Annotated in this window: 11 protein-coding genes; 9 read left to right on the top strand and 2 right to left on the bottom strand. The window is 72.3% G+C overall.

Annotated elements, in window-relative coordinates; all coding sequences use genetic code 11:
• The first annotated feature begins 28 nt into the window (after positions 1-28).
• The 5 genes from ACFYZL_RS05630 (at position 29) to ACFYZL_RS05610 (ending at position 6392) form a co-directional block, all read left to right on the top strand.
• A complete protein-coding gene (locus tag ACFYZL_RS05630) occupies positions 29-1261 on the top strand; it encodes a sarcosine oxidase subunit beta family protein (protein ID WP_384742499.1) in 1233 nt (410 codons plus the stop codon).
• 11 nt (positions 1262-1272) lie between these two features.
• Positions 1273-4494: a sarcosine oxidase subunit delta family protein gene (locus tag ACFYZL_RS05625; RefSeq protein WP_388676327.1), complete on the top strand. Its 3222-nt coding sequence runs from the start codon at positions 1273-1275 to the stop codon at positions 4492-4494.
• Complete coding sequence (locus ACFYZL_RS05620; protein ID WP_384742504.1) at positions 4487-5089, top strand: sarcosine oxidase subunit gamma; 603 nt, start codon at positions 4487-4489, stop codon at positions 5087-5089. Before ACFYZL_RS05625 ends, ACFYZL_RS05620 begins: the two co-directional genes overlap by 8 nt.
• Before the next feature lie 95 nt (positions 5090-5184).
• Positions 5185-5478 carry a hypothetical protein gene (locus ACFYZL_RS05615; protein ID WP_388676323.1) on the top strand — a complete coding sequence of 98 codons (294 nt, stop codon included), beginning with the start codon at positions 5185-5187 and terminating at the stop codon, positions 5476-5478.
• A gap of 458 nt (positions 5479-5936) precedes the next feature.
• Positions 5937-6392 carry a hypothetical protein gene (locus ACFYZL_RS05610; RefSeq protein ID WP_384742510.1) on the top strand — a complete coding sequence of 152 codons (456 nt, stop codon included), beginning with the start codon at positions 5937-5939 and terminating at the stop codon, positions 6390-6392.
• Positions 6393-6417: 25 nt separating this feature from the next.
• Here the strand turns inward: ACFYZL_RS05610 and ACFYZL_RS05605 are convergent, their stop codons facing one another.
• On the bottom strand, positions 6418-7362 hold the full coding sequence (locus ACFYZL_RS05605) for a LysR family transcriptional regulator (protein WP_384742513.1): 945 nt from the start codon (positions 7360-7362) through the stop codon (positions 6418-6420).
• A 114-nt stretch (positions 7363-7476) separates the two neighbouring features.
• Between ACFYZL_RS05605 and ACFYZL_RS05600 the strand changes: the two genes are divergently transcribed.
• From ACFYZL_RS05600 to ACFYZL_RS05585, 4 genes are all read left to right on the top strand, one after another.
• Positions 7477-8289 carry an inositol monophosphatase family protein gene (locus tag ACFYZL_RS05600; RefSeq protein ID WP_384742516.1) on the top strand — a complete coding sequence of 271 codons (813 nt, stop codon included), beginning with the start codon at positions 7477-7479 and terminating at the stop codon, positions 8287-8289.
• A 57-nt stretch (positions 8290-8346) separates the two neighbouring features.
• Positions 8347-8991, top strand: a complete 645-nt coding sequence (locus ACFYZL_RS05595) for an NADPH-dependent F420 reductase (protein WP_384742518.1) — start codon at positions 8347-8349, stop codon at positions 8989-8991.
• 175 nt (positions 8992-9166) lie between these two features.
• Entirely contained in the window at positions 9167-9850 is a 684-nt protein-coding gene (locus tag ACFYZL_RS05590) for a hemerythrin domain-containing protein (RefSeq protein WP_384742521.1), read from the top strand.
• A 73-nt stretch (positions 9851-9923) separates the two neighbouring features.
• Positions 9924-10871 carry a TIGR03619 family F420-dependent LLM class oxidoreductase gene (locus ACFYZL_RS05585; RefSeq protein WP_384742523.1) on the top strand — a complete coding sequence of 316 codons (948 nt, stop codon included), beginning with the start codon at positions 9924-9926 and terminating at the stop codon, positions 10869-10871.
• Positions 10872-10917: 46 nt separating this feature from the next.
• On the opposite strand, the gene ACFYZL_RS05580 is transcribed toward ACFYZL_RS05585, so the two are convergent.
• Positions 10918-14328 carry a BTAD domain-containing putative transcriptional regulator gene (locus tag ACFYZL_RS05580; RefSeq protein ID WP_388676313.1) on the bottom strand — a complete coding sequence of 1137 codons (3411 nt, stop codon included), beginning with the start codon at positions 14326-14328 and terminating at the stop codon, positions 10918-10920.
• Positions 14329-14355: the final 27 nt, after the last annotated feature.

The raw sequence follows: 14355 nt of genomic DNA, 5'->3' as shown, positions 1-14355 counted from the left end.
AGCGCAGAAGAGGAAGGCGGAGACGTCCATGAGCCCGAGCACCCCCGGCGCCGGCCTGCCCGACCACCCCGACCGGCTCTGGCGCAATCCCGAGCCGAAGCGGTCGTACGACGTGGTGATCGTGGGTGGCGGCGGACACGGCCTCGCCACCGCCCACTACCTGGCGAAGAACCACGGCATCACCAACGTCGCCGTCCTGGAGAAGGGCTGGCTGGCCGGCGGCAACACGGCCCGCAACACCACGATCATCCGCTCGAACTACCTGTGGGACGAGAGCGCCGGCATCTACGAGCACGCGCTGAAACTGTGGGAGGGGCTGGAGGAGGAGCTCGACTACCCGATCCTCTTCTCCCAGCGCGGAGTGCTGAACCTCGCCCACAGCCTGCAGGACGTCCGCGACAGCGTGCGCCGTGTCGAGGCCAACCGGCTGAGCGGCGTCGATGCGGAGTGGCTCGACGCCGAGCAGGTCAAAGAGGTCTGCCCGATCGTCAACACCTCTCCCGACGTGCGCCATCCCGTCCTCGGCGGCACCTACCAGCCGCGCGCCGGCATCGCCAAGCACGACTACGTGGCCTGGGGCTTCGCCCGCTCCGCGGACACGGCGGGCATCGACATCATCCAGAACTGCGAGGTCACGGGGCTGGACGTGGCAGGCGGTCGGGTGGTCGGCGTCCGGACCACGCGGGGCCCGATCGCCGCGGGCAAGGTCGCCCTGTGCTCGGCCGGTCACACCTCCGTCCTCGCCGCCATGGCGGGCATCGAACTCCCGCTCCAGAGCCACCCGTTGCAGGCGCTGGTCTCCGAACTCCTGGAACCGGTCCACCCCACGGTCGTCATGTCCAACGCCGTCCACGTCTACGTCAGTCAGGCACACAAGGGCGAGTTGGTGATGGGCGCGGGCATCGACGCGTACAACTCCTACACCCAGCGCGGCGCCTTCCACATCATCGAAGAGCAGATGTCCGCCGCCCTGGAACTCTTCCCCGTCTTCGCCCGCGCCCACGTGCTGCGCACCTGGGGCGGCATCGTCGACGTCTCCCCGGACGCCTCGCCCGTCATCGGCCTCACCCCGGTGGACAACCTCTACCTCAACTGCGGCTGGGGGACCGGTGGTTTCAAGGCCACCCCCGGTGTCGGCTGGGTCTACGCCCACACCATCGCCCACGACGCCCCCCACGCCCTGAACGCCCCCTTCTCGCTCGACCGCTTCACCACCGGCGCGCTCGTCGACGAGCACGGCGCGGCCGCGGTGGCCCACTAGGGAGCCGAACCATGCTGCTCATCCCCTGCCCGTGGTGCGGGCCCCGTGACGAGGCCGAGTTCCACTACGGCGGCCAGGCGCACGTGCCCTACCCCGAGGACCCCGCCGCCCTCACCGACGCGGAGTGGGCGCGGTACCTGTTCTTCCGCGACAACCCCAAGGGCCCCTTCGCCGAGCGCTGGAGCCACGCGGCGGGCTGCCGCAGATGGTTCAACGCCGTGCGGGACACCTCGACGAACGAGATCCTGGCCGCGTACCAGGTGGGGGAGGAGCGTCCGGCCCCCGTGGAGCCGAGGCCGGCCCCTCCGGAGCCACCCGCACCTGCTGGGTCGGAGGACGAACCCGAACGGCGACGTACGACCACCGGCCCGCGGCCGCCGACGGCGCCGCCGTTCCCCCCGCCGGGCGACCCCGGTCAGGCACTCCGACTGTCGGGAGGCGGCCGGGTCAACCGCGGCGAGCGACTCGGCTTCACCTTCGACGGCGTGCGGTACGAGGGTTACCGGGGCGACACCCTCGCCTCCGCGCTCCTTGCCAACGGCGTCGTCCAGACGGCCACCAGCATCACACTGGGCCGCCCGAGGGGCATCTTCACGGCCGGCGTGGAGGAACCCAACGCGGTCGTCCAGATCGAGGCCCCCTTCCCCGAACCCATGCTCCCCGCCACGACCGTCGAGCTGTACGACGGCCTGGTCGCAGGCAGTCTCCCGGGCCGGGGACGCCTCGCCACCGAACCCGACCCCGCCCGCTACGACGCCGTCCACGCCCACTGCGACGTACTCGTCGTCGGCGCGGGCCCTGCCGGCCTGGCAGCTGCGGCCGTGGCGGCCGAGAGCGGTGCACGCGTCATCCTCGCCGACGACCAGCCGGAACCCGGCGGCAGCCTGCTCGGCACCGGCGAACACCTGGACTGGGTCGAAGCGACGCGCGCCCGGCTCGAAGCGGCCGCCCCCGAGGTCCGTGTCCTGCGCCGCACCACGGTCTTCGGCCATTACGACGACAACCACGTCCTCGCCGTCGAGCGCCGTACCAACCACCTCGGCGCCCAGGCCCCGGAGCACGTGTCCCGTGAGCGCGTCTGGAGGATCCGTGCCCGGCGCGTGGTCCTCGCGACCGGCGCGCACGAGCGTTCGCTCGCGTTCGGCGACAACGACCGCCCCGGCGTGATGCTTGCCGCCTCGGCCCGGACGTACCTCCACCGGTACGCCGTGCTGCCAGGCCGGCACGCGGTCGTGTTCACCACCAACGACAGCGCCTACGGCGCCGCACTCGACCTCGCGGCGGCGGGAGTGGACATCGCGGTGATCGTCGACACCCGGCCCGAGCCGGGGGAGTGGGCCGAGCGTGCCCGGTCCGCCGGGATCGAGGTGCTCGCCGGGCACGCGGTCACCGGTACGCAAGGCCACGCCCGCCTCACCGCGGTGACCGTCGCTCCGTACGGGCAGTCCGTGGAGCAGCGGGAGTACGCAGCCGATCTCCTCCTGGTCTCCGGGGGCTGGAACCCGGTCGCGCACCTGTACAGCCAGGCGGGCGGCAAGCTCCGCCACGACGAGGTGCTCGGCACGTTCGTTCCCGCCGGCTGCCGACAGGCGGTCGAGGCCGCGGGCAGCGCCAACGGGGCCTTCGACCTCGCCACGGCCCTCGCGCAGGGCGCGGCCGCAGGCGCCCGCGCGGTCGAGGCGGAGGGATACACCGCCGGGGCGCCCGCCCTCCCGGGGGTGGCCCCCCAACCACACACCCCGCCCATGCAGGTCTTCACCGTCCCCGCCCCCACCGGCACCCCTCGGTTCGTCGACCTCCAGCGCGACGTCACGGTCGACGACCTGGCACGGGCCACAGGAGCGGGCCTGCGCTCGGTGGAGCACACCAAGCGCTACACCACGGCGGGGACCGCCAACGACCAGGGCAAGACGGCCGGCGTCCTGGCGAGCGGGGTCGTGGCCGAACTCCTCGGCGTGGACATCTCGGCGCTCGGCCTTCCCACGTTCCGGCCGCCGTACGCCCCCGTCTCCTTCGCCACCCTCGCCGGCCGTCACCGCGGCGCGCTGCACGACCCGGTCCGCACGACCGCCCTGCACCCATGGCATGCCGAGCACGGCGCACTCTTCGAGAACGTCGGCCAGTGGAAGCGGCCCTGGTACTACCCCCAGGACGGCGAGGACATGGAAACCGCCGTGCTGCGCGAGTGCCGAGCCGCCCGCGAGAGCGTGGCCTTCATGGACGCCTCCACCCTCGGAAAGATCGATGTGCAGGGTCCGGACTCCGGGCTGTTCCTCGACAGGCTCTACACCAACATGATGAGCACCCTGAAGGTCGGCATGATCCGCTACGGCGTCATGTGCCGGCTCGACGGGATGGTCTTCGACGACGGCACGGTGATCCGGCTCGCGCGGGACCGGTTCCTGATCACCACCACGACCGGAAATGCCGCGGCGGTCCTGGACTGGATGGAGGAGTGGCTGCAGACCGAGTGGCCCGAACTGCGGGTCCACTGCACCTCGGTCACCGAGCAGTGGGCCACCGTGGCCCTGGTCGGCCCGCGTTCCCGCGAGCTCCTCGGCTCGATGGCGCCCCAACTGGCCGTGACGAACGACGACTTCCCGTTCATGTCCTGGCGGGACACGGAAGTCGCCGGGATCGAGGCGCGCGTGTGCCGGATCAGCTTCTCCGGCGAACTCGCCTACGAGATCAACGTGTCGCCCTGGGACGCCCTCGCCCTGTGGGAAGAGCTGTACGAGGCCGGCGCCCCGTACGGCATCACTCCGTACGGCACCGAGACCATGCACGTCCTGCGCGCCGAGAAGGGCTACCCGATCATCGGGCAGGACACGGACGGCACGGTCACCCCGCACGACCTCGGCATGGGCTGGGCGGTGTCGAAGAAGAAGCCCGACTTCATCGGCAAGCGCTCCCACGCCCGTACCGACACGGTCCGTCCCGACCGCAAGCACCTCGTCTGTCTCCTCCCCGAAGACCCGGGCTTCTTCCTCCCCGAGGGCACCCACCTGGTCGCCGACGCGGAACTGCCCGCCCCGCCCGTCCCGATGCTCGGTCACGTCACCTCCAGCTACCGCAGCGCCGCGCTCGGCCGGACCTTCGCGCTCGCCCTGATCAAGGGGGGCCGGGACCGCATCGGCGAACGTCTCTACGCACCCGTCCGCGACCGGTTGATCCCGGTGACGGTCGCGAACCCCGTCCTCTACGACCCCGAGGGAGCCCGCCGCGATGGCTGACACCGCCCTGACCGCACGGCAACGCAGCCCCCTTGCCCTTGCCGCCGACCGCCTGGCCGCCACGGGGCGCGCCTCTCGGGGCGCGGTCCGTCTGGCCGAAGTCCCCTTCCTGGCCCAGATGAACGTCCGCCTCGACGCCAAGGGCCCGGCGGCGGACGCCGTCGGAGTCGCCCTGGGACTCCAACTACCCCTGGAACCCGGCACCGCCGTGCGCGCGGGAGACTCGACCGCGGTGTGGCTCGGCCCCGACGAATGGCTGGTGGTGGGCCGCCCCGGCACCCAGCGGGACCTGGAGAGCCGGATCCGCTCGGCTGTGGGGGACGAGCCCGTCTCCGTGACCGACGTCTCCGCCCAGCGCACCACCCTCCTGGTCAGTGGACCGCGCGCCCGCGACCTGCTGTCCCACGGCTGCCCGTTGGACCTGCACCCGCGCGCCTTCGGCCCCGGCCGCTGCGCCCAGACGACGCTGGCCCGCACCCAGGTCATCCTGGTGGCCCGCGATGAACCCAGGGCCGGCTTCTGGGTGCTGGTGCGGTCCTCGTTCGCCGGGTACCTGACGGACTGGCTGCTGGACGCAGCCGTGGAATACGGGTGAACGTGAACGCCGGTGCACTCTGCGAGAGCGTGGCGGGTGTCGTGACATCGATCCCGCGGGACGTGGACCGAGGGTGTGGTTGATGAAATGCCGGTGTGGACCTTGACGCTGGAGTGGCCGTCGAGGCGGAAGTCCTGGTAGCGGTTGCGGTTGCGGTTGCGGTCGCGGTCGGTGAGGGTGAATCCGCGCAGGTTGACGCTGTGGCGGCCGGTGTTCTTCACCTCGACCCACTCACGGTTCAGGGCGCGCTGGCCGCGCTCGTGCTCGGCGTTCTCGACGCCGCCGATGACGATGGAGGAGGCCGCGCTCTGGCCCCGAAGTCACTCTCAAAATCGCCACAAACTGTCTGTTTTGCCAAATGCGGACATGGTCGTAACTCTCCCTTGTAGGGGGCATGAGTCAATGCGGCATCAACCCTCCGACGCCGCAGGGCCGGCCCCTGCCCAGGAAGCCCATCCGCCCGAGGACTGCACGGGACGCACGCGCAGCCATCGGTGCCCACGCGACGCTGCTCTTCCCGGTCGTGGTGGTGCGGCCGGTCGATGTCCGAGGTGGGGGCTGCCGAGTCGTTGACACCACGGTCCGCTTCGTGCGAAAAAGGCCATCTGACACTCCGCTCGCCCGAGGCCAGCCGGCCGGAGCGCGGGACTGTCCCTGCTCCCACCGCGCCGCCTCCGGCGCGTGGCGAACCCTTCGCCTCACGCCGACTTCTGCAACCGCAGCAGCGCGTGAGAGCCATCGGAACAACGACGACGGGAATCTCGACTTGACCCTCATGCCCGGATCGCGCGTGCCCGGACGGACCTGGACCGTCCGGCTCTCCGGCCATGCCGATCACACCGTCTCCGTGACCTGCAGTACCGAGGCCTGCCGCATGCCGGCACGGTCCAAGGACACCATGGCCCTGCGGCGCTTCGCCGCCGAACACATCAGGGCCCACGCCCGGCTCGCCGCCGTCCGCCCCAACGCCGCCTGTTCCTGCCACGCCGCACAGTGCGTCTACCACGAGACCGGCGTCCAGTGCGGCGGACCCACGCTCCTCGTCCTCGTCCACAACCCGGCCGTGGGACAGGTCTGGACCCTGGCCGAGACGTGCCAGACCTGCGCCTCGCAGATCCCCCACATCTCCATCCTCGCGCGAGCACAGAGTCCGGCCCGAGCAGGTGCGGCACCGGCCTCCGCGGCCGTGCCGCCGGCAGCCCGGTCGGCAGTCCCGGGCGGGTTCTCGTCCCCGCAGGCCGCCCCCGAGGAGCCCGTGGGCCGGCGCCGTCCCCGCCGTTCCGGGTCACGCCGCGTGGGGTGAAGGGCGCCCGCGCCCGGCAGGTCCCTCAGTGCCCGGTCTGGCTGGTGGGGGACTGTCGGGAGGTGGTCGGTGGTGCGAAGAGTGCCTGGACGGTTTCGGTGGCCAGGTCTCGTAGCCAGGTGTGGGCGCGGTCGTCGTCGTAGCGCTGGTGCCACAGCAGGTACAGGGGGACCTCGGGTAGCGGAAGTGGCAGTGGAAGCGTGACCAGGCCGAGTTGTTCCCGGGCCGCGCGGGTGACCGCGTCGGGGACGGTCGCGACCAGGTCGGTGTCGAGGGCGAGTCGCAGCGCGAAGGCGGTGGTGGGCCCGGCGGCGGCGACGCGTCGCTCCAGGCCGTGGGTGGTCAGGGCGTCGTCGATCGGGCCGCGCAGGCTTCCGCGCCGCGAAACGGTGAGGTGTTCGGCGGCTGCGTAGCGTTCGATGCTCAGCGGGCCTTCGGCGAGGGGGTGCCCCGGGCGGACGGCCACGACCAGCCGGTCGCTTCCGACGCGGCGGTGGCGGATGTCGGGGAGCGTCGGGGTCCCGGAGCTGGACTCGAGGTCGACCTCACCCCGGCGCAGCTCGGCGTCGTCCGTCCCGGGTTCGGCCGGCAGTCGCAGCCTGACGCCGGGAGCCTGACGGTGGACGGCGGTGATCAGGGCGGTGCCGCACGCGGCGGTCAGGGCGTCGTGCCAGCGCACGGTGAACACCCGGTCCAGAGCTGCCAGGTCGAGTTCCTGCTGCGTGGTCAGGAGGTGGTGGGCCTGCTGCACGAGGGCGTGGACCTGGGCGCGCATGGCCAGTGCGCGGGTGGTGGGGACCATGCTGCGGCCGGTGCGGACCAGGATCTGGTCGCCGGTGGCCTTGCGGATCCGCCCCAGGGAGCGGCTCATCGCCGGTGAGGTGACATGGAGGCGTGCTGCGGCACCGGCCACGCTGCCCTCTTCGAGCAGCGCGTCCAGGGCCGTGAGCAGGTTCAGGTCCAGTTGCATGCCGGTAAATCTACAACTGCACAGCATGCACTTGTTGTTAATGATCGGGAGACCTACCTTCGAAGTGCGGGGCGGGACAAGCCGCCCGCACACATCGAACCCAGGGAGTCCGCCATGAGCACAGCCATGCCCTTCGCCGCCGACACGACGCTCCTGTCCGAGGTGACCGCCGCGGTCAAGACCGCGGGCCTGACCCTGCGCGCCCGCCACACCTCGCACGCCCGCGGCGTGAGTCTGGACGAGGTCGTCGCCGAGATCCACGCCAACGACGAAGCGGTACTGGACGTGCTGCGCGAGCCGCTGCTGCGGGCCCGGCGGGGATCGCGGTGGGCCGAGGACGAACTGGCCGGCGGTGCGCTCCCGTCGGGGGAGTGGTGGGTCGTCGACCCCGCCGAGGGCAACATCAACCACGTTCACGGCATGGAGGACTGGGCCGTCACCGCCACCCTGGTCCGCGACAACCAGCCGGTGCTCACCGTCGTCCACCTGCCGCTGACCGGCGACACCTACACCGCCGTCGCCGGCGGCGGCGCCCACCTGGACGGCCGACCCCTGAAGGTGTCCGCCAAGACAGACCTGGGCGCCGCGCTCGTCGGCACCGGTCAGGCCAGGCCCGGCGAGGACGAGCGCACCTTGCGACGGATCGGCGACTCGGTCACCGCCATGCTCGTCAACGGCCTGGTCGTGCGCGTGTCCGTTCCCGCCACGATGCAGCTCATCCACGTCGCCGCCGGACGCACCGACGCCTTCTGGCAGTTCTCCGACGTTCGCTCCGGTCTGGTCGCCGGTGCGCTGCTGGTCTCCGAGGCCGGAGGCACCGTCACAGACCTGGCGGGTGAGCCCTGGAACACGGGCAGCCGCGACTTCCTGGCCGCCGCCCCCGGAATCCACACCGCCGGCCTCGAAGTCCTGTCGCCGATGGCCTGACCGGGCACCCCCGACCCCATCACCCACACCACACCACACCACAAGGAACGACACCTCATGACCAGCATCGGCATTCTCGGCGCCGGCCGCGTCGGGACCAACCTCGCCGGCAAACTCTCCGCAGCCGGACACCATGTCACCCTCGGTGTCCGGAACCCGGAACAGACCACGGGCCTTGCCGACGGCACCGCCCCGCACATTGCCTTCGCCGACCAGCGCACCACCGCACGCACCGCGGACATCGTGATCAACGCGACGCCCGGCAACACATCCCTGGCCCGCCTGGCCGCACTGCGCTCCGAGCTCTCCGGAAAACTCCTCGTCGACGTCTCCAACGCCACCCACGACGCTCATGACGGCCTGCCCGGCGACCTGTGCTACCCCGGCAGCAGCCTCGCCGAGCAACTCCAGACCACCCTCCCCGACACCCATGTGGTCAAGACCCTCAACACCATGCTCTTCACGGTCATGACTGCTCCCGAAACCCTGACCACCCCACCGACCGCCTACCTCTCGGGCGATGACCACAACGCGAAGAAGACCGTCACCCGCCTGCTCGGCGACCTGGGCTGGCAGCCCGCATGGATGGAAGACCTCGGCGGCATCACCACGGCCCGCGCCACCGAGGCCATGATCCTCATGGTTCCCCACATCCTGCGCAGACACGGCTTCAAGCCCTTCGCCGTCTCCCTCGCCCGCTGAACCGTCAATACCGGGTGCGGACCACATCAGTAGCGGGAGCGTGCGAGGCGGACGGGCGTGGGCACGGACAACGCCGGGGCGGTCAGGCAGTCGGTCTCCGGCTCCGGGACCAGGGGGCAGGAAGCGGCAAGTCGGTTGCAAGTGCCCTGCAATCGGCCTCCGAAGACTGGGACACATGACCACGAACAAGGTTTCAGACTCCCCTGCCCACGCCTACACCCGCGAGATGGCGATGATCCACCAGGTGTTCCGCCGCGAGTCGCGGCTGCTGGCCGAACTCGTCCAGGAGGTCCAGCCCGCCGACACGGCACGCGCCCGGATCCTTGCCGAGCACTGGCGGCTCTACACCATCGGGCTGCACGCCCACCACACCGGTGAGGACGAGATGCTCTGGCCCGCGCTCCTGCCCCACCTGGATCTCGATGCCGAGCAGGTGCTGGCGATGGAGGCGCAGCATCGCGAACTCACCGACGGGATCCGTGAGGTCCGGGTGTTGATGGACCGGTGGCAGGCACGGGCTCTGGCCGAGGACCGGGACGAGCTGGCCGAGGCCTTGCGCAGGCACCACCGGCAGCTGTGCGCCCATCTCGACGAGGAGGAGCGGGAGGTCATGCCGCTGGTCTCGCTCCACGTGACCGAGGAGCAGTGGCGCGCGGTCGGGGAGCGGGGGCTCGCCGAAACGCCCCGTGACCGGCTGATGATCGCCCTGGGCGCCATCCTGGAGGACAGCTCGCCCGAGGAGCGCCGGGAGTTCCTCACCCGGCTTCCGGTCCCCGCGCGGGTGCTGTGGAAGCTGCTCGGGCAACGCCAGTACCGCCGTGAGACCCGGCGGATCCGCGGCCGGCGCGCCGGCGCATGAAGTGCGGCCCGGCCGCCCGGGCAGGCGCCCCGGCTGCCTCGCCCGTCCCGTACCGATCGAGGAGTCCTCACCGATGCGCATCGGATTCTCCGTCCCTCAGTTCGGCCCGTTCGCCGACCCTCATCGCTCGGCCGAGATGTGTTCGGCCATGGAAGTACTCGGCTGCGACAGCCTCTGGGTGGCCGACCGGCTCCTGGCGCCGGTCGTCCCGCCCGACGGGTACGCGGGCGGGAAGCCGATGCCCGTGCGGTACGGCACCCATCTCGACCCGCTGCTCGCGCTGGCCATGGCGGCTTCGGCGACCGAGCGGGTACGCCTGGGCAGCAGCACGCTCAACGCCCTGTGGCAGCCGCCCCTCGTGCTCGCCCGGGCCCTGACGACCCTCGATCTGATCAGCCGCGGACGTCTGGACGTGGGCCTCGGCCTCGGCTGGATGCACGAGGAGTACGAGGCCACCGGGGTGCCGTGGCGGGGGCGCGGTGCCCGGCTGGAGGAGACCCTCGACGTCCTGGAGGCCGCGTGGAGGCCCGGGACGGTCGTGCACACCGGCGCCCTGTGGAGGATCGCCGAATCGACCGTGCTGCCCAAACCGCGTCAGAGGCCGAGGCCGCCCATCCTGCTGGGCGGTTTCACCGCGGCCGCTCTGGAGCGGGTCGGCCGGCGTGGCGACGGATGGCTCGGGGCGTCCATGCCGCTGCCCTTCTTCCACGGTCTGTGGGCGGTGGCCGTCGAGGCCGCCGAGCGGGCGGGCCGCGACCCGGCGGCTTTGCGCCGGGTGTTCCGCGTGAATCCCGAGGTCACCGCGACGGAGGCCGCGTCCGGGGAGACCCATCAGCGCGGGACGGTGCGCCAGATCTGCGACCACCTCAGGGCGATGTGCACAGCGGAGACCGACGAGGTGCTCGTGGACCTCCAGCTGACGACCGACTCGCCCGAGCACTTCCTCGACCTGGCCGCGCAGTTCCTCGCCGAGCTGGGCGAGCCCGCTCCGTCACGGCCTTCGGACCAGCCCCGGCCCTAAGACCTGTCGTCGAACTCCCCTCTGCCCCGCGGGGACGCGTTCCGCGCTACGACGGGAGTTCGACGACGGGCCCCAGCCCGTCGAGGGCGCTGCGGGCGGCCTCCGCCCAGAGGGGGGACTCCCAGGCGGCCGCCACCTCCGCGGCTTCGAGGTAGTGGCGCCGGGCGTCTTCGGGGCGCCCGAGGAACCGGGCGAGGTCTCCCAGGGTCTGCGCGACGGGCCGGAAGACGAGGCTGAGGCTGCTCGCGCCGCCCGCCAGCCCCCGCAGGGGCAGCAGGTCCCGGTACACCTCGTCGGCCGCTTCCCGGTCGCCGAAGGCGATGGCCGCAGCGCCCCGCAGGCCGGCCAGGATGCCGTAGGCGAAGTCGGGCAGGAGCGGGGCGCGCTGGTCGAAGACCTCACGCGCTTCCTCGGGGCGGCCGGCGGCGAGCAGCGCGAGCGCGGTGAGCGCTTCGTTGTGCGGCCGGTACTGCTCCCACACCGCGAGCAGGACCGGAAGGACCTCGGCGAGCCGGCCCTGCTGCAGTCGGATGCAGCCCACGGCCAGGCCGGCCAGCCCGCTCAGGTCCACCGCTCCGCGGGCCCGCAGTTCCGCCACCGCCGAACCCAGTTCCTCCTCGGCCTCGGCGAAGTGCCCCCGGGCCAAGGCGAGCAAGGGGCGGCGCAGCCTGGCCACCGCGAACATGCCCTGGAGTCCGTAGGTACGGGCGATGTCGTCGGCCCGTACGAGGCACTGCTCCATCCTCGACGGGTCGTTACGGGCGGCAGCGAGGCGGGCGGCGGTGTAGGCACTCATCCAGGAGTACTCGGGGCCGTCCTGGGAGGCCGCCACCTCGGTCAGTTCCTCGTGGAGCTCCAGGTAGGCGTCGGGGGCGAGTTCGCAGTCGATCCGGCGCAGCAGCGAGGTGAGCGTCAGGCCCCGCAGACGCGGCTCGCCCATCGCGCGGGCGAGCCGCACGGCCTGCCGTGCAACGGCCACGGCACGGGGGTCCGCGTCGTCGAGTGCGTCGGCGAGCTGGTCGAGCAGCAGACACCTCTGGCGGTCGGCCAGACCTCCGCTCTCCAGCAGCCTTCCGAGCTCCTCGACGGCTTCGATGTCGGACGCCGCGTACGCGCGGACGCGCCAGGGCGTCGGTTCGGTCCATGTCGTCCAGGCGGCGATCAGCAGGTCGGCCCGACCCGACGACCGGGCCACCTTCACGGCCTGCTGCTGCGCTTCGCGGGCCTGTACGACGGCGCCCATGCGGATCCGGCAGTCGACCAGCTGGCCCAGCAGCAACACCTGCAACAGGGCGGGTTCGTGTTCGGCGAAGGCCGCGGGATGGTCCACCAGGAGGCCGAGGGCCGCGTGCAGGAGGTCTTCCGCGTTCTGCGGCGCGTAGCGGCGTACGGCCTGTTCGCAGGCGAGCCGGGCGTGCTGGACGGCGGGCCCCGCGTCGGAGGTCACGACCGTGGCCGCCCGCAGCAGGTGGTGGGCGGTGGCGGCGACGTCGTCGGAGCCGAGGGCGATCAGGCTTCGGCCGAGCCGGGAATGCATCCGGGCCAGCCGCAGCCGGGTGAGGTCGGCTTCCAGGGCGTCCCGTACGAGGGCGTGGCTGAAGCGGACCGTGCCCGGGCGCGGCTCGGTGAGCAGTCCGGCGGTGACACCGGCCTCCAGGGCGTCGAGGAGCTGATCGGCATCGCTGTCCGCGGCATGGACCAGGAGGGCGACCGGTGCCTCGCGTCCGGCCACGGCGGCCAGGCGCAATCCGGCCGTCACGGTCGGCGCGAGCAGGGCCAGCCGTCGCCGCAGGACGTCCTGGACCCCCTGCGGGACGCGGTCCAGCGCCTGCTGTTCGCCCTCACTGGCCAGGAGCAGCGAACTCTCGCGCAGGTAGAACGGGTTGCCCCCGGCACGTTCGGCCAGGGTCGTCGCGGCCCGATCGGTCATGCCGGTCGCGACGCGGCGCAGCAATGCCTTCGCCTGGGTGTCCGAGAGTCCGCCCAGGGCCAGGCGCACGGGAGAGCAGGGCGCCAGGCGTGCCAGTGCCTCGGTCAGATCCCCTTCGCCGGTGCGGTACGAGCCGACCAGCAGCAGCGGTACGTCGCGCAGCTGCTCGGCGCAGAGCAGGAACAGCTCGATGCTTTCCCGGTCGCCCCGGTGCAGGTCGTCCAGGACGACCGCCAATGGCTGCCGCCGGGCGGTGTCCCGGAGCCAGCCGAGGAGGGCCCGGTGCAGGCGGAAGCGCCGTGCCGGGCTGCCGTCCGCCTGTCGCGGGGTGCCCGTGGTACCGGGGGCCAGGAGCGGGGCGAGTTCGTCGGCGTACGTTCCCGGCGGGGCGGTGCGTGCGAGATCCGGAAGCATGTCGAACCAGGCCCGGCCGGGCGGCGCGCCCTCGGTCTCCGGGCACTGCCCCTGGCCGACCAGCCAGCCCTGTCGCGGCAGTTGGAACAGGGCGGCCTCCAGCAGGCTGGACTTGCCGATACCGGCCTCACCGGAGACCAGGACCACCTGGGCCCGGCCGGTGCGTGCCCGGTCCGCCGCGGCGGCGAGCAGGGCCAGTTCCGCGTCGCGGCCCAGCAGCCGGTCGGCCGTGAGCACCGTGGGCGCGGCCGGGGTTCGGGGCCCGGCGGCCGTGACCGGATGCTCCACCGGCCGCAGGGCGGGAATCGTGTCCGTGGATACGGGGGCCGAGGCAGGGGCTGTGGTCGACCGGTGGAGCAGGTCGACACGCTGGTGCAGGAGGGCCTGTTCGAGTTCGAGAAGGGCGTGCCCGGGCTCGACGCCGAGTTCCTCGCCGAGGACGTGCCGGGCCTTGCGCAGCGCGGCCAGGGCGTCGCCCTGGCGGTCACGGGCCCACAGCGCCAGGGCCAGCAGCCGCCAGCCCTCTTCGTGCAGGGGTTGCTCCGTGGTCAGGGCACCGGCGTCGGCGACCGCCTGTGCGGCCTTTCCGCAGGCGAGGCGCGCGGCGGCCAGCCGTTCGCGAGCGCTGCGGTGCAGCTCCTCCAGGCGGGTGCGTTCGCCGGCGGTCCACGGCTCGTCCGCGAATTCCGCGTACGGCTGTCCGCCCCACAGGGCGAGCGCCCGGGTCAGGTGCTCTTCGGCGAGGTGCGGCGGCGTCCCCGCCGTCGCGCAGGCCGCCAGCCGCTCCTCGAACACCCACGCGTCCACCGCCGCCGGATCCAGGGCCAGGGCGTAGCCGTAGGGGGCGCTGACCAGGATCCGTGCGGGGCTCCGCGGCGCCCGTCCCGGTTCGAGGGTGCGCCGCAGTCGTGCGACGTACGCGTGGAGGGAGGCCTGCGCGCTCGGCGGGACGTTCGTCGGCCAGAGCCTCCCGATGATGCGTTCCGTGGGCACGACGGCGCCGCGGGCGAGCAGCAGTTGGACCAGGAGCATCCGTGCGAGGCGGCCACCCGCATCGGCCGGACGGCCTTCGACCTCGACCCGGAACGAGCCGAGCACTTTCAATGTGATCATGACAAGAACATCGTAATCGGCAGGCAG

The sequence above is a fragment of the Streptomyces sp. NPDC001717 genome (assembly GCF_042892775.1).
Taxonomy (GTDB): domain Bacteria; phylum Actinomycetota; class Actinomycetes; order Streptomycetales; family Streptomycetaceae; genus Streptomyces.
The sequence above is the reverse complement of the archived record's forward strand: the minus strand, read 5'-3'. Positions and strand labels throughout refer to the sequence as shown.

Bases quoted from the DNA above. Each gene is read 5' to 3' on its own strand.
- ACFYZL_RS05630 (WP_384742499.1), top strand. From the start codon at position 29: ATGAGCCCGAGCACCCCCGGCGCCGGCCTGCCCGACCACCCCGACCGG.
- ACFYZL_RS05625 (WP_388676327.1), top strand. From the start codon at position 1,273: ATGCTGCTCATCCCCTGCCCGTGGTGCGGGCCCCGTGACGAGGCCGAG.
- ACFYZL_RS05620 (WP_384742504.1), top strand. From the start codon at position 4,487: ATGGCTGACACCGCCCTGACCGCACGGCAACGCAGCCCCCTTGCCCTT.
- ACFYZL_RS05605 (WP_384742513.1), bottom strand. From the start codon at position 7,362: ATGCAACTGGACCTGAACCTGCTCACGGCCCTGGACGCGCTGCTCGAA.
- ACFYZL_RS05600 (WP_384742516.1), top strand. From the start codon at position 7,477: ATGAGCACAGCCATGCCCTTCGCCGCCGACACGACGCTCCTGTCCGAG.
- ACFYZL_RS05595 (WP_384742518.1), top strand. From the start codon at position 8,347: ATGACCAGCATCGGCATTCTCGGCGCCGGCCGCGTCGGGACCAACCTC.
- ACFYZL_RS05590 (WP_384742521.1), top strand. From the start codon at position 9,167: ATGACCACGAACAAGGTTTCAGACTCCCCTGCCCACGCCTACACCCGC.
- ACFYZL_RS05585 (WP_384742523.1), top strand. From the start codon at position 9,924: ATGCGCATCGGATTCTCCGTCCCTCAGTTCGGCCCGTTCGCCGACCCT.
- ACFYZL_RS05580 (WP_388676313.1), bottom strand. From the start codon at position 14,328: ATGATCACATTGAAAGTGCTCGGCTCGTTCCGGGTCGAGGTCGAAGGC.